Origin of the sequence: Myxococcus sp. CA033 (assembly GCF_013336625.1) — a bacterium.
In the GTDB taxonomy this organism is placed as follows: Bacteria; Myxococcota; Myxococcia; order Myxococcales; family Myxococcaceae; genus Myxococcus; species Myxococcus llanfairpwllgwyngyllgogerychwyrndrobwllllantysiliogogogochensis.
The window spans coordinates 149,312-169,144 of the sequence record NZ_JABUMU010000010.1 but is presented as its reverse complement, the minus strand read 5'-3'; the positions used below and the strand labels follow the sequence as shown (position 1 = coordinate 169,144).

The window sequence follows — 19,833 nt, the reverse complement described above, 5'->3', positions numbered from 1 at the left end:
ACGTGGCGGGCGACGCGCGCACGAGATGTCTCTACACTGTGTCTCGCGCCCGATGACTTTCATTGGTCCGGGCGCGCATCCCCCACAACAGAAGGAGTCCTCCATGCGATTGCGGCATTCGCTGTTCCTCATGGCCCCGCTGCTCGTCGGCGCCCTCACTGGCTGCGGACCCGAGCACGAGGAATCACTCGCTCCCGAAGCCCCCGCCGCCGAGCAGCTCGGCACCACCGAGTCCGCCGCTGTCTCCACCGAGGGCCTCACCACGCACTTCCGTCAGTGGCTCTCCGCCAACGGCTACGACAGCTACGACTTCCCCCGCGCCGACCTCGTCGGCGGCAGCTTCGGCGGCAAGGCGAGCGGCACCGACACCGTGGTGAACACGCCCGTCATCTTCATCCACGGCAACTCCGACAAGGCCGTGGGCACCGGCACCGCCGGCCAGTCGGGCTGGAACGCCTCCATCGAGTACTTCCTCGCCAACGGCTACAAGCCGAGCGAGCTGTACGCGACGACGTGGGGCCCCGCGGAAATCATGCAGACCGCGGTCCAGTACCACTCGAAGACGAACGTCATGAAGGTGCGCAAGTTCATCGAGGCGGTGAAGGCGTACACCGGCGCGACGAAGGTGGACATCGTCACCCACTCCATGGGCGTGACGCTCGCGCGCAAGGCCATCCTTGGCGGCTCGGCGAATGACTCGGCCAACGGCGGCGCGTACAACGTCGGCGCGGCGCTCACCGGCTCGGTGGACACCTTCGTCGGAATCGCCGGCGCGAACCTGGGCCTCACGTCCTGCTACCAGACGGGCCCGTCGACTCCGACGTGTGGCTCCACCAACGGCCTGTATCCGGGCTATCTCTACTTCGGCCTGGTGATGGGGCGCTCCGCGTACCTGGACAACCTGCGCTCCACGAGCGGCTACGAGGGTGCCTACCGCTACAGCATCTATTCCACGGCCGATGAAATCATCAACTACGGAGGCATCGTCTACGGCGAGTACACCTCCCGCATCCCCGGTCAGAATGGGGAGAAGGTCTACTCGGCCTATCCCTACGGGCACTTCAACTCGAAGGACCTGACCGCGGCGGTGCAGTACAGCATGGTGCGCAACCACACCATTCCGTAAGGCACGCGCCACGGGCTCCCGGCACGCCGACGTCCAGGCGCCGCCGGGAGTCACGGGCCGGTTCGGCATCACACCAGGAAGGACGGAAGCGCCTCGTCCTTCGACAGCACCGTGACAGCGAGCTCCGGCACCTTCGTCACCGAGGGCGCCGGTCGACGGCCCATCCACGCCGTGGGGGAGTGGATGCGGCCGTCCTCGCGTCACGGGCCGGGGCGACGCGCCTCATCCACACCGAGGATGAGGCCGTCCCCATGTCGCGAGCACCGGACGACGACCTCGCATCCACGCCAACACCGTCACGCATCCAGCACGACGCGTCTCCTCGCGAGCACCACCCGCCGCCACATCCCACCGAGGATGCGGCGGCACCGACGCACTCACGGCCTCGGGCCATCCGACGGAGCTGGCGCGTCGTTCTGCGCGGGCGTGGGCGAGGGCTGGTTCCCTGGTGCCCCCGGCACTGGCGCGGGCTCACCCGGCTTCGGTGCCTTGTCCTTCGGCTCCTCCTTCGGGACGAAGGGCTTCGCCGCCTCCGGGTCCTTCAGGAACGCGAGCACCGTCTCGTTGAACGGCGCCGGGCAGTCGAGCTGCACCGTGTGGCCACAGCCCTTCATCGGCGCCAGCGCGGCACCAGGGATTCGGGACGCGCCGTACTCCATGATGTCGCGCGCGTCGCCGCCGTGGAGGAACGGGTTGGGAATCAGCCGGTCATCCGTGCCGTAGACGATGAGCGTGGGCACCGTGACGTGCTGGAGGCCCTCACGCACGAAGTCGTTGTGCGCCAGCCCCCGCACCGTGCGGACGTTGGCGTAGGCGTACGAGTCGAACTCGGGCGACTTCGCCAGCCGCACGCGCTCCTCAACCAGCCAGTCAAGCTGTGGCCCCCAGTGCATGAAGTTGCCCTGGCGCACGCTGCCCCAGATGTTCGCCTCGGGCGCGTACTTGATGAAGTCCGCGCTCATCACCCGCGCGAACCACGCCTTCTCCTTCCAGCTGAACTTCTCGAACCCGGCCGGCGACACCAGCACCAGCGCGCTGAGCGACTCCGGATAGCGGATGGCGTACGACAGCGACGTCTGCCCACCCATCGAGTGTCCCGCGAGGATGGGCTTGTCCACGCCCAGTCCTCGCGTCAGCTCGTGCACCACGTCGGCCATCGCCTCCATGGTGTACGGGAAGGTCGCCGGCTTGTCGGACTTGCCGAAGCCCGGCAGGTCCACCGCGATGACGCGATAGCCCTGCGCCTGGAACACATCCAACTGCGCCCGCCAGAACTTCAGATAGGAGCCAAGGCCGTGCACGAAGACCACCGTCTTCGCGTCCGGCGACGAGGCCGGCAGGTCCACGTAGGCGACGTGCAGCTCGGTGGCCAGCTTGTAGCGGGCCGTGACGTCCGGCAGCGCGGCGCGGTGCACGGGCCAGGGCTGCTTCGTGCCCTCGGTGGAGTAGTCGAGGTCCTGGAAGGACAGCGCGGACTCGCCAGCATACGAGCGCACGCAACCGGCGGAGGACAGCCCCGCCGCGAGGAGCAACGCGGTGAAAGCGCGGGAGGAGCTCATGGTCAGAACGCGTACCAGGTGAAGGTGGTGAAGGCCGCCCACGGGTCGCTCCGCACGGTGGTCGCACCGTCGTAGAAGCTGCCGCGGAAGAGGTAGCCGCCGTGGAGACCCACGGTCATCAGGTAGCGGAGGTGGTAGCGAAGCTCCGCGTTGACCTCCGCGCCGATGAACCGGCCGCGCCGCACATCAGCCACCCAGCGCGCCGGGTCCGCCCCCGCGTTGGCCAGGCCCGTGGCCACCTTGAGGTTGAGCTTGTTGGGGATGATGTCCCACGCCGCCGAGGCGATGCCCGCGCGCAGGCCGTAACCCTGGTTGGAGATGTCCGTCACCGCGCCCGTGTAGTTGTTCACCGTGCTGGTGAAGGGGAACAGGATGAGCATCTTGTGGTTGAACCACACCGCGCCCGGCAGGCCGTACTGGTTGAGCGTGAAGGCGCCCGTGTACTTCTCATCCTCCAGATTGGAGTCACCCGAGGAGAACATGCCCTCCACGGTGATGACGTCGCCGGGGCCACGGCCCCACTGGTACATGACCTCCAGGTTGGCGGACACGCCGGAGATGTCCAGCTCGTCGAGCACCGAGTTTTCCGGGTCGTCGCTCTCGTACTTGCCGCCGTTGTACATGACGAAGCCAGAGGCCCCGAGCCGGCCGTTGCGGAAGTCGATGTTGTGATTGAAGTGCGCACCCGCCCAGAAGACGCTGCCGGTGGGCCGGTTGATGTTGAAGCGCGCGGTGCCGGTGAAGCCGGGCAGGCCCGAGGACGACGGGCCGCTCTTCACCAGACCCTCGAAGGCGTACGCGTCACCCTTGGTGTCGTCGTTCAGGTACCAGAACGACGCGCCCACGTTGGTGTTGGGGCGCACCGGGTAGACGTAGTCCGCCATCGCCAGCCAGATGTACTTCAGGCGCGGGTCGTTCTTCGTGGCGCGGTCCGCCTGCGCGGTGCCCAGCGGCATCAGGCTGACGCGCGCGTTGCCCTTGATTCCGCTGAAGATGGAGAGGCCCGTCGCGTCGCTGCCGAGGAAGGCCAGCTTGTAGCCGGTGCGCGTGAGGTCCGACAGCGGCGTGCGCGTCGGGTCATGGGCGTTGTCGTAGACGGGCTGCGTGCCGACGAGCAGCGTGAGCTGGCTGGGATTGCGCGTCGGGTAGATGGCGACGTTGACGTTCTTCGTCTGGATGTTCACCTGGTCGGCGTTGAAGCCGCCGCCCTCGTTCTGGCCAATGGTGTTGGCCGAGCGACCCCAGAGGAAGTCCACCTCGAACTGCGCGCGGAAGGACGCCAGCCCGTCGACGAAGAAGGGGCTGTACTCGATGACGGGAATCCAGCGCTGCTCGATGAAGTACGCGGAGCGGCCTGACTCGGTGCTCACCGCGCTGCCCACCGGCGAGCCGATGGGCCCCAGCGACACGCCGCGCAGGCCCGCCGGGTCACCGACCTGGTTCGTCATGGAGACGCGGGTGAAGAAGTAGTTGATGAGGGTGAGCTCACGAGGCTCGGCGTCCTCCTCGCGGTCCTTCGCCTCCAGCCACTCGGCGTACAACCCTGGCACCGGAGTGCTCTGCGCGGCGGCCGGCGTCGCCAGTCCCACGAGCCCCAGCGCCGCGAGCACCCTCGCGCCTCGGCGCAGCGTCTCGCGTGCTTCAAACCCACTTCCCGTCATATCCACCTCGGCCCCGCGCGCGGGGCACTCCCGGTGCACCGGGCTCGGATGTCACCACTGTCGCTGGCGCTGCGTACGGCCGTGCTCCTGGGACGGGGCGGCGAGCGCCCGCGTCCAGTCCTTCGTCCAGAGAGAGGGCGGGAGCGCACCCTCCCTCCGGCACGAGGTGCGGCGGCCTACCGGACGGCGTACGTCTGCACGGCGTTGCCCGTGAAGGCGGAGCCGTTGAGCGTCACGGTACCGGCCGCGCCCACCGCGCCGTTGGCGCAGCGGCTGCCCGTCGACTGGTTCTTGAAGAAGATCTCCAGCTTGAGCGTCTTCTGGTCCGCGGTGAAGCCGCCACGGCCTTCCTGAACCAGGCCACCCGGGAAGGTGAACGTCACGTCGAAGCAGCTTCCGTCGGACGCCACGTTCTCGATGAGGACGGTGTTGGAGGTGAAGGAGAGCGGGTTCTTCGGCGCGTCATGGTTGCAGGCGCCATCGGTGATGGTGCCCGGGATGCTGTCGACCTTGAAGTTGCCACCCGCCACCGACATGGTGACGCTCTGGTAACACTGGGACGACGCGCCAAAGTCGACATCTTCGCTGAAGCCATTGGGGTGGCTGGGGATGTTGGCCCCCGTCATCAGCAACGTCTTGCCCTCGAGGAACGCGAGGATGTTGGCGGAGCTGTTCAGCTTGGGCGCCTCGACGGGCGGGTCCTTGTCGTCATCATCTCCGCAGCCTACGAGGCCCAGCGCGCAAACCATGACCGCGGACAGCAGCTTCTTCTTCATGTGAGTGCTCCTCTTCCCTCCGGCGTCACCGCCGGGATGTGACGACAGTCGTCAATGCGAAGGGCCTGACTCCAGGGCCCTCCGTGAATGGCTCAGCGCGGCGCGTCGGACACGGAGGGTGTCATTGGCCCTCCGCATCGGCGGCGATGGCCGCCTCGCGCAGCTCGCGCTTGAGAATCTTTCCCGCCGCGGAGATGGGCAGGCGCTCCACCAATTCCACCCGCTTGGGCACCTTGAAGCGCGCGAGCCTCCCGCGCAGGTGCTCCATCAACACCTCCGTGGAGCAGGCCTCTCCGGGCTTGAGCACCACGAAGGCCCGACCGACCTCGCCCCACTTCGCATCGGGCATGCCGATGACCGAGCACTGCTGCACGGCGGGGTGCTCGTAGAGGACCGACTCCAGCTCCAGCGGGTACACGTTCTCTCCGCCGGAGATGAACATGTCCTTCTTGCGACCCGCGATGGTGAAGAAGCCGTCCGCGTCCTTGCGAGCCAGGTCGCCGGTGTGGAACCAGCCATCCGGGTCGATGGCCTCGCGCGTGGCGGCCTCGTCCTCGAAGTAGCCCGAGCACATGGAGGGGCCCTTGAGGAGGAGCTCACCCACGTCGCCCGTGGGCACCTCGCGGCCGTCGTCGTCCACCAGCTTCGCGGCGATGAAGTAGTTGGGGCGGCCGATGGAGCCCGCCTTCGACACCGCGAACTCGGGCCCCATGCTGAAGATTCCCGGGCCGAACTCCGTCATCCCGAAGCCCTGCTTGAAGGGCACCGCGTGCACGGCCTGCCACGCTTGAATCAGCGGCACGGGCAGCGCCGCGCCGCCGCTGGTCATGAAGCGCACGGAGGAGAAGTCCGTCGTGGCGAAGCGCGGCGAGTCGAGCAGTTGCTGGTACTGCGTGGGCACCGCGAAGAAGAGCGACACCTTCTCGCGCGGGATGAGCGTGAGCAGCTCCTCCGGGTCCCACCTGCGCATGATGACGATGGTGCCGCCCGCGGTGAGCAACGGCACCGAGTACACGAGCAGCCCGCCCGTGTGGAACATGGGCGTGTGCGTCACCGTGACGTCGCCGGGGCGCAGCTCATGCACCAGCGTGTTGAGCGTATTCCACGCCACCATGCGGTAGCTGATGCACGCACCCTTCGAGCGGCCCGTGGTGCCGCCGGTGAAGAGCAGACACAGGGTGTCCTCCTCGGACACCGCGTCGTTCTTCACGGGCTCGGCGGAGCGGTGCGCGAGGACGTCCGTGTACGCGGCGGCGCCCGGCAGCCCTTGCGACTCCAGGGACACGAGGCTGAGCGAGTCGCCGATGCTCTCGCGCACCTGGGCCACGGCGTCGCGGAAGTCGTCGCCGAAGAGGAGCACGCGCGGGCGGATGGCGCGGACCAGGTCCGTCAGCTCGGTGGCGTGCAGGCGCCAGTTGTAGGGGACGAAGATGGCGCCCAGCTTGCCGCAGGCGTAGAGCGCATCCAGGTACTCGACGCCGTTGTGGGCGACGATGCCCACGCGGTCGCCGCGCTTCACGCCGGCCACGTCGCGCAGCCAGCCGCCGAGCGCCTCGGCGCGCGTGTTCAGGGCACGGTAGGTGAAGCGGCCGGCGTCACCCTTGGCCGTGTCCACCACCGCGACGTGCTCGGGCCAGTACAGGGCGCCCCGCCCCATCCAGTCGCCGATGAACATGCGCGCCTCCAAGACTCAGGCCGTCCAGCGGTAGAGAGCGGAGGCCATGGCGAGACCACCGCCGCTGGCACAGAAGGCCACCAGGTCGCCCCGTCGCACCTTGCCCTGGACGACGGCGTCATCGAGCGTCATCGGGATGCAGGCCGAGCCGGTGTAACCCCACTTGTCCATCGTGTAGTGCGCCTTGGCCATGGGCTGGCCGAGCACCTTCATCGTGGCCTCGATGGTGCGCAGGTTGAGCTGGGTGAAGACGAAGAGCTTCACGTCGTCCAGCGTCTGCGACTGCTTCTTGAGGAGCTGGTCCAACAGCATGGGCCAGCGCTCGGTGTTGAACGTGGCGGGGAACTTTCGGACGAACTGGACGGCGGGCTTGCCACCGGTGAGGGGCAGCGTCTCCGCGGTGGCGGGACGGTGGGTGCCGCCGGTGTAGATGCCGAGCGCGTCGTGGTACTCGCCATTGGCCAGGAGCCGCGCGCCCATGAAGCCGGGCTTGTCTCCCGCGCCGAGCACCACCGCGCCCGCGCCGTCCGCGAACAGGGTGCAGGTCTTCTTGTCCTTCCAGTTCACGTAGCGCGTCATGCCGTACGCGCCGACCACGAGGATGCGGTGGTAGCCGTCATCCGCGGCGAGGGTCTTCGAGCCCACGTCCAGCGCCGTCACCCACCCGGCGCACGCGCAGTTGAGGTCGTAGGTGCCGGCGTTGGCGGCGCCCAGCTTGGCCTGCACCACGGAGGAGGTGGCGGGGCTCAGGTAGTCGGGCGTGTCGGTGGCGACGATGATGAGGTCCAGCTCCTCGGGCTTCGTCCCGGAGCGCTCCAGGGCCTGACGGGCGGCGGCGACACAGAGGTCACTGGTGGCCTCCGTGTCAGCCATGACGTGGCGTTCCTTGATGCCCACGTTCTGCTGGAGCCACTCGTCCACTGGCTCGCCGAGGATCTTCTCGACGTCCGCGTTGGTGAGGACCTTCTCGGGGACGTAACGGCCAGTGGCGAGGATCTGCGCGTATCGCATGTGCGGTCTTCTCAGCTCCGGGCGCTCCGCGCCGGGCGGCGCGCGGGACGCAGGGTGTTCTTCTTCTTGGCGGGGGCGGCCTTCGTGGGGCTCGCCTTGGAGGGTGTGGACTTGACGCTGTTGCGCGCGGGAGCGGCCGAGCGGGCATCCAACCCGTGGCGGATGAGGCCCATGGCGGTGTCGAGCACGCGCTCCAGGCCCGGGTCTTCTTCCCAGAGAACCCAGCGCATGCCGAGGAAGTCGGCGATGCCCATCAGGCAGTAGGCGAGCGCCTCCGGGTCCATGCGGCGCACTTCGCCCGCGTCCATGGCGATGGACAGGCCGTTGACGTAGCCCTTGGCGAAGCGGTCGTAGTAGCGGCGGTAGCAGTCGGCGTCGACGAACTCGGCCTGGCGCACGACGCGGTAGAGGTTGGGGTGCTGGCGGACGAACTGGAAGAAGGTGCGCAGGCCCTCGCGCTCCACGTCCATGCGGCTGTCGCACGCGGCGGTGGACTCACCGATGAGGCGGCGCAGGCGGGTGCCCAGGTCGTCGACGACCTCGACGAAGATGGACTGCTTGTCCGGGAAGTAGACGTAGAACGTGCCGAGCGCCACGCCGCCCTTGCGGGTGATGTCCGCGATGGAGGCGCGCTCGTAGCCCTTCTCTCCGAAGACCGACTCGGCGGCCTTCAGCAGCTTCGCACGCGTCCGCTGTCCTCGCGGCGTGACGGGTCCGGAGCGGTCTGGAGAAGTTGAAGGCCGATTCATGTTTCACCTAGCGGTAGCACCCGCTCGACGGGGTTGTCAAAGCGCGGAGAATGGCTCCGCGCGTCATGGACTGTGGGCGACGCAGGGCGTCACCTGGAGACCTCATGTCTCCACTCAGCGGAGCGTACCCCGAATGGCGCGGGGGTCAGCGGGGTGGTCTTCAGCCTGGAACAACACCCGCTCTCCGGCGGCGGCCAGCGAGGTAGCGCGACGCGCAACGTCCTTCCCCAAGGCATAGCCGGGCTTGTAAGCATGGGCGGTCCTTCGCCCCTTCACTACGGAGCAGGTAGAAGCAATGGCCCCATCCCCCGTTTGGCTCGTGCTGCTCGTGAGCGCCCTGAGTGGCGGCTGCGGTGGAAGTGGCGCCTCCAGGTTCTGGCGTGACGCTACGGGACACATTGTCGTCGCGGGCCCCATGCTTGGCCCCCACGACAGCCTGACGGCATTGGCACCCAGGCTCTGCGAAGCGGTCCGGCAGCTCCCCGGAGCCACGGCCGGAAACCGGAGAGAGGGACAGGAGTACTGTGGCCTCATCTATCAGCGCGACGCGGACCCAGCCTTCTTCGCCAGCCAGCCGTCTTCCATCAGCTCGCCCCGACAACTTCCAGGTGGGCGGAAGTCATGCTCCGTGCCGGCCACTGTCAGCGACCCCGAAGCGCGGAGCATCCGCATCTTCGCGGACTACCACAGCCACCCCGCCATCACGACCTTCTCCAATGAAGATCTCCAGGCGGCTCGTCAACGCTTCTACTTCCGCGTCATGTTCAATCCAATCTGCGAAGTCTATCTCTACGACTTTCAGGAGCGACCCGTCTATGAACTCCAGGATGGGGAGTTCAAGGCCACCCGGAAGATCACGGACGACCGGCGCGGCGAATGACAGTTCTCTGCCGGCCCCTCTCTCTCTCGCACGAGGCCCATAAGATGAAGCGTCTCAGTCTCTGCGTGCTCACGCTCACGCTCGGCGGCTGTCACCTCTTTCGCTCACGGCCCCAAGCGCCGCTCGCGCCCCCTGAGGTCGCAAACAGCATCCAGTTCCCATCCTGGAGCAAGGACGGCTCCACCACCGTAGAAGGACACCAGCTCAAGGCGCTCCAAATCGCACTGGAGGACTTCCTTCCTCCGGGAACGTCCCCGCCCAAGGATGCCGATGCCATGACGCGATGCCTTTACACGCTCGACACCTATGACGCCTGGTTGGTGCGCGGAGAGCGGACGACCTTCGTCCACTTCACGCCCAACGAAGCAGAGCGCTGCGGCCTCAAGCCCGAGGTCATGGACCCCGGCGCGAGCTACGCCATCAGTGACGACGGCGTCATCTTGAAGCGGGACTGACCCGAGGCATCACACCTCGACGCGGCAGGTGCCCGAATGGTTCGATGCGTGGACCATCCCGGGGGAAGCCCACACCATGAAGCGCCCGTCGTCCCTGCCGCTGTCGCTGCTCCTCGTCGCCCTGCTCGGCGCGGGCTGTGCCTCCACGCCCGCCGCGAAGAAGTACACCCCGGTCGACACGGGCAACGCCTTCCTGTGGGAAGTGAAGGACCCGCGCGGCGGCACCGCGTACCTCGTCGGCTCCATCCACATGGGCAAGGCCGGCGCCCTCACCCTGCCCTCCTCCATGGAGTCCGCCTTCACCAAGGCCCACGTCCTCGCTGTCGAGGTGGACACCACTCGGACGGACGAGGCCGCCATGCAGAAGCTCGTGCGCGAGCTGGGCACCTTCCCCGAAGGACAGAGCCTCTCCCAACGCCTGGACCCCAGCACCCGCGACCTCTTGAGCCGCGCCGCCACGCGCCTGGGCGTACAACCCCAGGGACTGGAGCGCCTGCGCCCCTGGCTCGCCGGCATCGTCCTCAACAACCTGGAGTTCAAGGCCGCAGGCTACGAGCAGGGCCACGGCGTGGACCGAGCCTTCCTCGACCGCGCCCACGCCGCCCACAAGCAGGTGCTGGAGCTGGAGACCGCCGAAGCTCAGTTCCGCATGCTCTCCGGCACCCCCGACAACCTCCAGGACCTCATGCTCAGAGACCAGCTCCGCCGCGAACAGGGCCCCGGTGAAATCGTCGAGGCGCTCACCTCCGCATGGAAGGCCGGCGACGCGGACGGCATGGCGGGCCTCCTCCTCGAAGGCGCCAAGGACACCACCTACCGCCCTGTCTACGAGCGCGTCTTCTTCGAGCGCAACGTGCAGATGGCCTCACGCCTGGAAGCCCTGCTCACCGAGCCTCGCGTGCACCTGGTCGTCGTGGGCGCCGGCCACGTCGTCGGCCCCGAGGGCATCGTCGCCCTCCTCCAGAAGAAGGGCCACACCGTGCGCCAGCTCCCCCGCGAAACACCCATCGACTGACTTCGTGAAGAGCATCTCAAGTGATTCGGTCATTCGTTTCGAATGACTCTCTTCGGGCCAGTGCACCGCGTCGCTCGGCCCTCCCCGTCCGCGCGGCGCCCCAGCGCCCCTCTGCCCAGTCCTGTCCCCTCCAGATAAGCTAACCCTGCGTTTCGAACATTCCGCGCGAAACCATGGAGGTAGTCATGCGAGCAATCTGGATGGTGGTCCTGGCCTTCAGTCTGTCGGCGTGCGGTGGAATGGAGGCAGGTGACGAGGCGCTCTCGGAAGGCGCCGAGAACAGCGTGCAGACGGAGCAGGTGTCCTCCGAGCTCGCTGGCGTCTGCGAGTCCCTCGTCGGCACCTTCTGTCGCCCTGGCGCGGTCACCCACTGCACCTGGTCCGATGGCGCGGAAGGCGAGTGCGAGTGTCAGCGCACGCCGTTCAACAAGTGGCTCTGCAGCTACAACGGCTGACCGCGGTCCAGGGGCTCCTCCTCAAGGGAAGGGGCCTCGCCGCACGTGTGACGCCCGCCTCCGGGTCCGCCCGTCGAGGCCGCGCTCCACGCATCACCCGCGAGGCGCATGCCCGCACCAGACCCCGCGTGCAGACAACCCCCTGCGCCCCTGACTCCCCGTGAGCAATCTGCCCTCCGAGCGACCTCCCACGTCATTCGGACTTGCGATTTCGCCCCACTTGCTTATTTTGCATGCCAAATTTAATTTAGCTGTCGAAACCTCAAGGCACTTATAAAAATAAGGTCCATCCCGCCCATGCCCTTGGATGAGCTCGACTTCCGCCTGGTGGACCTGCTGCAGCGCGACGGCCGCGCGACGCAGTTGGAGCTCTCCCGAGCGGTGGGGCTGTCCCAGCCAGCGGTGGCCGAGCGCATCCGCAAGCTGGAGGAGCGGGGCGTCATCACCGGCTACGCGGCGCGCGTCGACGCGACGAAGCTGGGCAAGGACATCACCGCCTTCATCGGGGTGAGCATCGAGCATCCGAAGTACTTCGAGGGCTTCGCCAAGAAGGTCCTCGCGCTGCCGGACGTGTTGGAGTGCCACCGCGTCGCCGGGCAGGACTCGTACCTCGTGAAGGTCAAGACGGCGAACACGCGGACGCTCGACTCGCTCCTCGTGGAGACGCTGCGCACCATCGCGGGCGTCACCCGTACCCAGACCACCATCGTCCTGTCTTCCATCAAGGAGGACACGCATGTCCGCGTGCCTCCCGAGCTCGCCAAGGAGAGTGAAAGATGAGCGCCGACGCCATGAGCGCACCCCTTCCCCCGCCACCGGTCTGGCGACTCGCGCAACGCATGTCGCGCATCAAGACGTCCGCGGTGCGCGAAATCCTCAAGGTGGCCGAGCGCCCGGACATCCTCTCCTTCGCCGGCGGTCTGCCCGCCCCGGAGCTCTTCCCCCTGGAGGCCATCGCCGAGGCGCACGCCCAGGTCATGGCCCAGGAAGGCCGCGCCGCGCTCCAGTACAGCACCACGGAGGGCTACGCCCCGCTGCGCGAGTGGATCTGCACGCACCTGGCTCGCGCGGGCCGCGTGTGCGACGCGGACCAGATTCTCATCACCAACGGCTCGCAGCAGGGCATCGACCTGGTGGCCAAGGTGCTCCTGGACCCGGGTGACCTGGTCATCGTGGAGAACCCCAGCTACCTCGCGGCGCTGCAGACGTTCGGCGGCTACGAGGCGAAGTTCGCCACCGTCGAGAGCGACGACGACGGCATGCGCATCGACGACCTGGAGCGCGTGCTGGCCACGCACAAGCCCAAGATGCTGTACGTCGTCGCCAACTTCCAGAACCCCAAGGGCACCACGCTGGCGCTGGAGCGCCGCAAGGCCCTGGTGCGGCTGGCGCAGCAGCACCGCTTCCTCATCCTCGAGGACGACCCGTACGGCGAGCTGCGCTTCCGGGGCGAGCACCTGCCGTCGCTGGCCGCCTTCGACGACCAGGGCGTCGTCGTGTCGCTGGGCACCTTCTCCAAGACGCTGGCCCCGGGCCTGCGCATCGGCTGGGTGGCCGGCCCGCGCGACTTCGTGCGCAGCCTCACCATCGCCAAGCAGTCCACGGACCTGCACACCGCCACCGTCGCCCAGCGCGCCGTGGTGAAGCTGTTGCAGAACTTCGACTACTACAAGCACCTGGACTCGCTGCGCCCGGTCTACGGCGAGCGCGCCAACACCATGCTGGACGCGCTCAAGGCCCACATGCCCGAGGGCATGAGCTGGACGCACCCCGACGGCGGCATGTTCCTGTGGGCGAAGCTGCCCCCCGGCATCAGCGGCGACACCCTGCTGCCCCGAGCCGTCGAACAGAAGGTCGCCTTCGTTCCGGGCAGCCCCTTCTTCGCCATGAACCCGCGCTCGGAGTTCATCCGCCTCAACTACTCCAACCGGCCGCCCGACCTGATTGTCGAGGGCATGCGCCGGCTGGGCGCCGTCATCTCCGGCGCCCTGTAGCCCCGCGCTGACACACCAAGGCCGTGCCGCGCCGCGTCGGAGCTCCCGACGCGGCGTTTTCATTTCCGCCCAAGTTGAATGCCGATTCAGGTTTCAACTCCTTCGACACTGGCCAGGGAGGGCCGGGTTGCGTAGCCTGCGCGGCGGGTTTCAACGGCGGCACGGCGCCCACGGGTTCCCCAGCCGCTCCCAACACACCGGAGAGACAGACACATGCAGCTCAAGGACCTGAAGGTGGTGGTGACGGGCGGTGCCCAGGGCATGGGCGCGCACTTCGCGCAGCGGCTGGTGGAGGCGGGCGCGCAGGTGGCCGTGGGCGACGTCAACGAGGAGAAGCTGGCGGCGCTGCCCGCGGGCATCCACCGCCGCAAGCTGGATGTGTCCTCGGAGGACGACATCGTCTCCTTCGTGAGCTGGGCGCACGGCGCGATGGGCGGGCTCAACGGCCTCATCAACAACGCGGGCATCCTGCGCGACGCGCTGCTGGTGAAGAAGGACCGGACCACGGGCCAGGTGAAGAAGCTGTCCACCGCCGACTGGAACACCGTCATCGGCGTCAACCTCACGGGCGCCACGCTGATGGTGCGCGAGGTGGTGGCGAAGATGGTGGAGACGGACCAGGGCAACGGCGTCGTCGTCAACATGTCGTCCATCGCCCGGCACGGCAACCGCGGTCAGTCCAACTACGTGTCCGCCAAGGCGGCGCTCGCGGCGAACACGGTGACGTGGTCGCGCGAGTTCGGCCCCTTCGGCATCCGCGTGGGCGCGGTGGCACCGGGCATGATTGAGACGCCGATGACGCAGGGCATGAACCAGAAGGCCCGCGACGCGCTGGTCGCCTCGATTCCCGTGGGCCGCATCGGCCTGCCCGAGGACATCTGGCTGGCCGTGAAGTTCATCCTTGAGTGCGACTACTTCAACGGCCGCACCATCGACGTGGACGGCGGCCTCAACTTCTAGGCCGCTCCGGGCCGTGTCCCCACCGAGCGTGGGGATGCGGCTCTCACGGGTCGCCCTCGGCCGCTACCTTCGGCTGACGTCGCCCACGCGAGTCTGGTGCAGCAGCACGGGCTCGCCCTTGTAGAGCAACTTGTAGGCGCCGTAGCTGCCGAGCACGTGCTTCACGTACTCGCGCGTCTCGTCGAAGGCGATGTGCTCCACCCATTCGTCCAGCTCGGCTTGTGGCAGCGCATGACGCCAGCGGTCCACCGCGCCGGGCCCCGCGTTGTAGGCGGCCACCGCGTACGCCATGTTCCCGCCGAAGCGGTTGAGCAACTGCCCCAGATAGGCCGAGCCCAGCCGGACGTTCTGCGAGGGCTGGAGCAGCGCCGCCTCTCCCACCTCGCCCAGCTTCAGCGAGCTGGCCACCTGTCGCGCCGTCGCGGGCATGAGCTGCGCGAGACCCAGCGCCCCCGTGGCCGAGCGTGCCTGCGGACGGAAGCGGCTCTCCTCGCGGATGAGGCCCTGCATCAGGTCCGGGTCCACCTTGGAGGCGCGCGCATAGCGCTGGATGACATTCCGGAACGCCAGCGGCCACGTCGCCTCCCACACGGGACGCGACGCCGCGCTCAAGGGGCCCTGCACCTCCTGACGCAGTGACTCGCGCGCCACCTGCCGCGCGGCCCGCTTGCGTCCCGTGCGCAGCACCGTCTGGTAGAGCAGGCGCGCGGGAGCCTCGGCCAGCCCCCGCGAGTTCACCGCGAGCAACTCCTCCGCCGCCCCTGGCTGCCCCAGACGAATCAGCTCCACGCCCGCCGCGAAGCGCGCGTCATGGCGCAGCGGCCCGGGCGGCAACGGCCACACCTCGTCCGGCGGCGGCACGTCACCACCGGCCCCGGGAGGCGGAGCCAGGCGTGTCAGTCGCTCCGGCGCCAGCAACGCCAGCCGCGAGCGCGCCAGCATCCCGTACCAGGTCGCGGGTCGCTCGGTGGCCAGTTGCTCGTATTCGTCGAGTGCCGTCGCGTTCGTCAGGGGCACGGGCTCCCGCACACGCGCGCGCCAGTAGCGGGAGCGCCACAGCGCCTCGTCCGTGCGCGACGCCGCGGGCAGCTTCTCGACGGCCTCCAGGGCGGCCAGCGCCTCGGCGGGAGCCTCGCGCCGGGAGTGCAGCCAGAAGGCCCGGAAGAGCGCCTCCGACGCGAAGTTGCCTCCCGGGTAGCGCTGCGCCGTCTCCTCGTAACGCGCCAAGGCGTTGTCGAGCTGGCCCGTACGTTGGAGGAGCCACGCCTCGAAGAACAGGGCGTCATCGGCATAGCCGTGCTCGGGATAGTCACGCGCGAGCGTCGCATAGGTGTTGATGGCGGCCTTGGGGTCCACCACCGACTGCGAGTAGCCCAGCACGTAGAGTGCCTGGGGCCGCTGCTCGGCGGACATGCACTTCTCCGCCACGGGCGAGAGGAGCTGGATGGCGCGGCGGTGCTGCCGGTCCTTGCGCAACGCGCGCCCGTAGGCGAGGTGCGCGCGACAGGACAGCTCGTCGGGCAGGTCCACCGAGGACATCACGCCCCACAGCATGTCCATCGCGGCGGCGTGGCGGTGCAGCTCCACCAGCGCCTCACCCCGGCGCACCTTCCACTTGGTGGGCAACGGCAGGCCCTGCAGCCGCTGCCGGGCACGCTGCGCCTCGCGCGACAGGGGATTGGTGGCCCACACCTCCAGGAGCGCGCGGTGCTCGACGTTGTAGAGGCCCTGGACACGCGCCAAATCGCAGATGGCCAGCAGCGCCTTCATCCGCAGCGCATCCGGCCCACGCGCCTGCCGGCTGTCGATGAGTTCTTGAAGCGCCTGCAGCGCGCCGGGGATGTCCTTCCGACGCTGCAGGACGCGCGACAGACTGAAGCGCGCCTCCGCGTAGAGCGGCGAGCCCGAGCTCACCTCGCGGTACTGCGACGCCGCCAGCTCCAGCCGACGCAGCTTCTCATTCGCCTGCGCCGCCCACAGCAGGCAGTGGTCCTTCAGTGGGACGTAGTCGACGGCCAGCGCGGCGAACTCATCCGCGGCGGTGGCGTAGTCCCGAGCGAACATCGAGCTCTGCGCGCGCAGGAAGCGGACCGGCAGCGTGGGCTCTTCGTCCTCGAGCAGCGCACGCGCGCGCGCATGACGACCCCGGCGCAGCTCGGCCCGCGCCTTGGCGAGCACGCCTTCCGCGAAGTAGGGCGCGAGCTGCTCGGGCCCGAAGGACACCACCGACAGCTCCGCGCCCGACGGCTGCTCCGCCGGCGTGTCGAGCAACTGCTCCAACTGCTCCTCCGACAGCACCTCACCCGGCCCGTCATCCTCGGGCGACTGCGCCCGAGCGGAACCCGCGCCGCCCACCAGGCCCGCGCAGGCCACGCACATCGCCATGGCACCTACGCGCAGCCGACGTCGTCCATCCATGCATGCCCTCTTCCGCGAATCGGGCCACTGAGGATTTGCACGCCGGGCGGACTTGGGACCGGGTGACACGCGCGTCGAGCGCGCACGCGTCGTCCAGGCGATACACGCGCGCGCTGTGTCCACGCGTCACTGCACGAAACACGACGGAGCACGGCGCCACGCGTGGGCGTGGCCGCGCGGGAGTGGGGCGAAAGACCACCCGCGGAGCCTCGCGCACCGGCGGACCCACCGGAGCCGCTCACGTCACCTCTTGATGAGCGCGCCGCCTGGGACGCGGATGAACGCGCTCAGGCCGACGTGGACACGGCAGGGTTCGCCAGCTCCGCCTTCACCCGCTCCGCCAGCGCGCGGTTCAGCGCCTCATAGGATGACTGGAGCGTCTTCAGCATGCGCCCCGCCACCCACGTCACCACGCCGCTGAAGTCCTCACCGTGGACCAGCCGCGTCCCCGTGCCCTCGGCGGACAACAGGAAGAAGTGTCGCCCATGCATCACGCCCGGAATGCCGCCCGTCCATTCGAGCGCCCCGGGCCGCTCCACGCGCGTCATCGTCGCCGTGAAGCCATACACCTGCCCCAGTCCCCCAGGCGGGCGGACCTTCATCTTCACGTGCGCCCCGCGCTCCACCCGCCCTCGCGCCTCCACCATCAACGGGTTCCACGTGGGATAGCGGGCGAAGTCTCCCAGCACCGCCCACACCGCCTCGGGCGGCGCATCGATGAAGGCCTCGGTCCTCAGTCGAAACATCTTTCTCCCCGCTCCCCTCGCCACTGGCGACTGGAAGCCACCCCCAGCCCGTCCGGTGTCCTCTTTCGACCGCCCCACGACGCCCACATGCCCCGCGGGGCGATTGCGGGATGACATGAGAATCGCGACTTTCTACGTTAATCAGGAAGAAGCGGAGAGCCCGTGCGTTTCCCGGAAAGGAGACGGCGTCCCCTCCCCTTCTCCCACGCGAGCAGCCCACGGGCATCGCGCATGGTGGGACAAGCCACCGCGGGCCGCCCTCCGCAGCATCGGATGGGGAGCCCAGACCAGGGGTGCACGGCGAGGGGCACCCACCGCTAGTAGAGGTCGACGGGCATCATCGCGCCCGCCTCGAACTCCGGAGCACGCCGCAGCTGGTCCAGCACGCGCGGCGCGCAGCGCAGGTGGAGCATGGGCAACGAGCCCGGCTCGCTCACCGAACGCACGGAGCCCAGGAGGTGGTGCGCCTCGAGCCAGCGCATGAAGCTCTCGTGGAAGCGAGCGCTCTCCGCCAGCCCGGCCCGTTGGACCTCCGCCCGTGACAAGGGCGGAGGACGGACAGGGGCGTGCCCTCGAGGCGCCTTGGGCTCCTCGCGAGGCATCACCGTGATGTCTATCCACTCCGGCTGCGTCCTCGCCCCGGCCAGGCCGGGCAGCGGACGGACCGCCGAGGACACGCGGGGCATGCCCGCAGCGAAGCCGTCCCCCGGCTCGCCAATCTTTCTGCTCATGGCCTCATCCTCCCCCGGGCCCGGCGCTCCACTGGCGCCGACCCCGGCTTCAACCCACCGCCGTCACCTGAATACAGCCAGGCCCTTGCCTGTCCGGTGTCCGCTTGAGCGAGGAAGTTTGACCGCATTGGCCAAAATCAAATCCCGCACCTCGAGCGCCGTCAAGTCAGGGGCACGACACCGATAGAGCGCCGCGATACCCGCTACATAAGGCGCCGCCATGCTCGTGCCACTCATTCGCTCGTAGAACGCCTGATTGTTGCAGCGCCTTTCAGTGCTGGAATACACGTTCACTCCGTAACCCATGATGTCGGGCACGACGCGGCGCTCCACGACACCGCTGGCGGAGAAATGAGCCACGTTGCGCTCGAAGTCGACTGCACCAACGGCCAGGGACTCGTCAAAGGCGGCTGGATAACCAACCGTGTCGGGTCCACTGTTGCCTGCCGCGACAACAGGCAGGACGTTGCTGTCGAGCAGTCGACGAATCATCGTCTGGAGCGCGCGCTGGTTGAGCTTGTAGTCCGCCTCGGAGATGCCCGGCGGCGGCTTGAGCGGGAAGCCCAGCGAGAGATTGACGACGGCGGGACGGGTGACGTTCTGCGGGCTGCTGAACTGGTGCAGCAGCCACTCCATGCCGGCGGCCACGCGGCCCAGGCTGGTGCGGATGGTCTCCGATTCGATGACGGACGCGACGTAGAGGTCGACCTCCGGAGCAACGCCGTGGTGCGTGCCCGCGGCGATGCCGCACACGTGCGTGCCGTGGCCATCCGGGTCGAAGCCGCGGATGTCGCGTGCCGGATTGTGCGGCGAGTTGGGGAACAGCGACACGTAGCGGAACTGGATGACCTTGGCGGCGTGCTCGGGGTGGTCGGCGTCCACGCCGGTGTCGAGCACGCCGAGCAACACTCCGGCGCCGCGGATGCCCTGGGCGTGGGCCAGGGGCACACCGCTCTCCTCGGGCCACTCGCGTTCGGCCAGCGAGCTCATGCCCCGGTTGCGCGGACCGGACTGTCCCGCCGACACGGGGCCGGGGAAGGACAGGGGCACGACGTCGGGGATGAACTCGAAGTCCGCGGACAGCTCGCCGCGCGCTTCGGCCTCCGTGGCCTCCGAGTAGAAGTGGGCCATGGTGGCGCCGATGAGCGGCATGAAGCGGAAGCTGCCCGCCTCGCTGCCGGTCTGCTCCGTCACGGGCGAGCCCGGCAGCGGCGTCGTCGAGGCGTCGGCGCCGCGCGTGGTGGGGCGCTTGATTTTGGACCCCTTCGCCACGCGCTTGCGCTCTTCCTGGCCGCTGACGGCCGGACGCGGGCCGGGCAGCGTGGCCGAGCGCAGGCCCAGCGACGACAGGGTGTCCGGTGCGCGGTTGGCGACCGCGAAGCGAAGTGCCGTGGTGCGCGGCAGCACGCGCTCGCCTTGCTGCGTACCGCGAGGCCCGACGCGGGCCTGCGTTTCGATGGACTCCTTGGGAACCAACAGGTAGGACTTCATGGGTTGTCTACTCCTTGAACGACCGTGCAACGCTGGCGGCGTGAGGCAAGGGCCACCGGCACCCAAGCTGCGTCCGCCGCGCCCGGAGCCTCGCGAGCCCGGCGGATGTGGATGGCGCGCGCTGAGCGGCG

General features: G+C 68.6%; 18 protein-coding genes. 8 read left to right on the top strand and 10 right to left on the bottom strand.

The window, feature by feature from the left end; all coding sequences use genetic code 11:
- Positions 1–103: 103 nt before the first annotated feature.
- Complete coding sequence (locus tag HUA78_RS23960; protein ID WP_174477238.1) at positions 104–1,126, top strand: lipase; 1,023 nt, start codon at positions 104–106, stop codon at positions 1,124–1,126.
- A gap of 377 nt (positions 1,127–1,503) precedes the next feature.
- On the opposite strand, the gene HUA78_RS23955 is transcribed toward HUA78_RS23960, so the two are convergent.
- The 6 genes from HUA78_RS23955 to HUA78_RS23930 form a co-directional block, all read right to left on the bottom strand.
- Positions 1,504–2,685, bottom strand: a complete 1,182-nt coding sequence (locus HUA78_RS23955; RefSeq protein ID WP_174466948.1) for an alpha/beta fold hydrolase — start codon at positions 2,683–2,685, stop codon at positions 1,504–1,506.
- A gap of 2 nt (positions 2,686–2,687) precedes the next feature.
- The gene (locus tag HUA78_RS23950) at positions 2,688–4,346 is read right to left on the bottom strand and encodes a hypothetical protein (protein ID WP_174477237.1); all 1,659 of its coding nucleotides are present in this window, start codon (positions 4,344–4,346) and stop codon (positions 2,688–2,690) included.
- A 176-nt stretch (positions 4,347–4,522) separates the two neighbouring features.
- Positions 4,523–5,122 carry a hypothetical protein gene (locus HUA78_RS23945; protein ID WP_174466946.1) on the bottom strand — a complete coding sequence of 200 codons (600 nt, stop codon included), beginning with the start codon at positions 5,120–5,122 and terminating at the stop codon, positions 4,523–4,525.
- Positions 5,123–5,243: 121 nt separating this feature from the next.
- Entirely contained in the window at positions 5,244–6,797 is a 1,554-nt protein-coding gene (locus HUA78_RS23940; protein WP_174477236.1) for a long-chain fatty acid--CoA ligase, read from the bottom strand.
- A gap of 15 nt (positions 6,798–6,812) precedes the next feature.
- Positions 6,813–7,808 carry a 3-oxoacyl-ACP synthase III family protein gene (locus tag HUA78_RS23935; protein ID WP_141646403.1) on the bottom strand — a complete coding sequence of 332 codons (996 nt, stop codon included), beginning with the start codon at positions 7,806–7,808 and terminating at the stop codon, positions 6,813–6,815.
- 11 nt (positions 7,809–7,819) lie between these two features.
- A complete protein-coding gene (locus tag HUA78_RS23930) occupies positions 7,820–8,557 on the bottom strand; it encodes a TetR/AcrR family transcriptional regulator (RefSeq protein WP_174459401.1) in 738 nt (245 codons plus the stop codon).
- A gap of 628 nt (positions 8,558–9,185) precedes the next feature.
- Between HUA78_RS23930 and HUA78_RS46595 the strand changes: the two genes are divergently transcribed.
- The 7 genes from HUA78_RS46595 to HUA78_RS23895 all read left to right on the top strand — a co-directional run bounded on the left by HUA78_RS46595 (position 9,186) and on the right by HUA78_RS23895 (position 14,316).
- The gene (locus tag HUA78_RS46595; RefSeq protein WP_254623864.1) at positions 9,186–9,437 is read left to right on the top strand and encodes a hypothetical protein; all 252 of its coding nucleotides are present in this window, start codon (positions 9,186–9,188) and stop codon (positions 9,435–9,437) included.
- 44 nt (positions 9,438–9,481) lie between these two features.
- Positions 9,482–9,892, top strand: coding sequence for a hypothetical protein (locus HUA78_RS23920; RefSeq protein WP_174477235.1), 411 nt, complete (start codon positions 9,482–9,484; stop codon positions 9,890–9,892).
- A 76-nt stretch (positions 9,893–9,968) separates the two neighbouring features.
- A complete protein-coding gene (locus tag HUA78_RS23915) occupies positions 9,969–10,907 on the top strand; it encodes a TraB/GumN family protein (RefSeq protein ID WP_174477234.1) in 939 nt (312 codons plus the stop codon).
- Positions 10,908–11,092: 185 nt separating this feature from the next.
- Entirely contained in the window at positions 11,093–11,362 is a 270-nt protein-coding gene (locus HUA78_RS23910) for a hypothetical protein (protein ID WP_174459397.1), read from the top strand.
- A 297-nt stretch (positions 11,363–11,659) separates the two neighbouring features.
- Entirely contained in the window at positions 11,660–12,142 is a 483-nt protein-coding gene (locus HUA78_RS23905) for an Lrp/AsnC family transcriptional regulator (protein ID WP_141646410.1), read from the top strand.
- Positions 12,139–13,356, top strand: a complete 1,218-nt coding sequence (locus tag HUA78_RS23900; RefSeq protein WP_141646411.1) for a PLP-dependent aminotransferase family protein — start codon at positions 12,139–12,141, stop codon at positions 13,354–13,356. The genes HUA78_RS23905 and HUA78_RS23900 overlap by 4 nt, the downstream gene beginning before the upstream one ends.
- Positions 13,357–13,569: 213 nt before the next feature.
- Positions 13,570–14,316, top strand: a complete 747-nt coding sequence (locus HUA78_RS23895; RefSeq protein WP_141646412.1) for an SDR family oxidoreductase — start codon at positions 13,570–13,572, stop codon at positions 14,314–14,316.
- Positions 14,317–14,379: 63 nt separating this feature from the next.
- On the opposite strand, the gene HUA78_RS23890 is transcribed toward HUA78_RS23895, so the two are convergent.
- The 4 genes from HUA78_RS23890 to HUA78_RS23875 all read right to left on the bottom strand — a co-directional run bounded on the left by HUA78_RS23890 (position 14,380) and on the right by HUA78_RS23875 (position 19,702).
- A complete protein-coding gene (locus HUA78_RS23890; protein ID WP_174477233.1) occupies positions 14,380–16,734 on the bottom strand; it encodes a transglycosylase SLT domain-containing protein in 2,355 nt (784 codons plus the stop codon).
- A gap of 287 nt (positions 16,735–17,021) precedes the next feature.
- Positions 17,022–17,480, bottom strand: coding sequence for an SRPBCC domain-containing protein (locus HUA78_RS23885; protein ID WP_174477232.1), 459 nt, complete (start codon positions 17,478–17,480; stop codon positions 17,022–17,024).
- Positions 17,481–17,797: 317 nt separating this feature from the next.
- Positions 17,798–18,211, bottom strand: a complete 414-nt coding sequence (locus HUA78_RS23880) for a hypothetical protein (RefSeq protein WP_174455903.1) — start codon at positions 18,209–18,211, stop codon at positions 17,798–17,800.
- 63 nt (positions 18,212–18,274) lie between these two features.
- Positions 18,275–19,702, bottom strand: a complete 1,428-nt coding sequence (locus HUA78_RS23875) for a S8 family serine peptidase (RefSeq protein WP_141646416.1) — start codon at positions 19,700–19,702, stop codon at positions 18,275–18,277.
- Positions 19,703–19,833 lie beyond the last annotated feature (131 nt).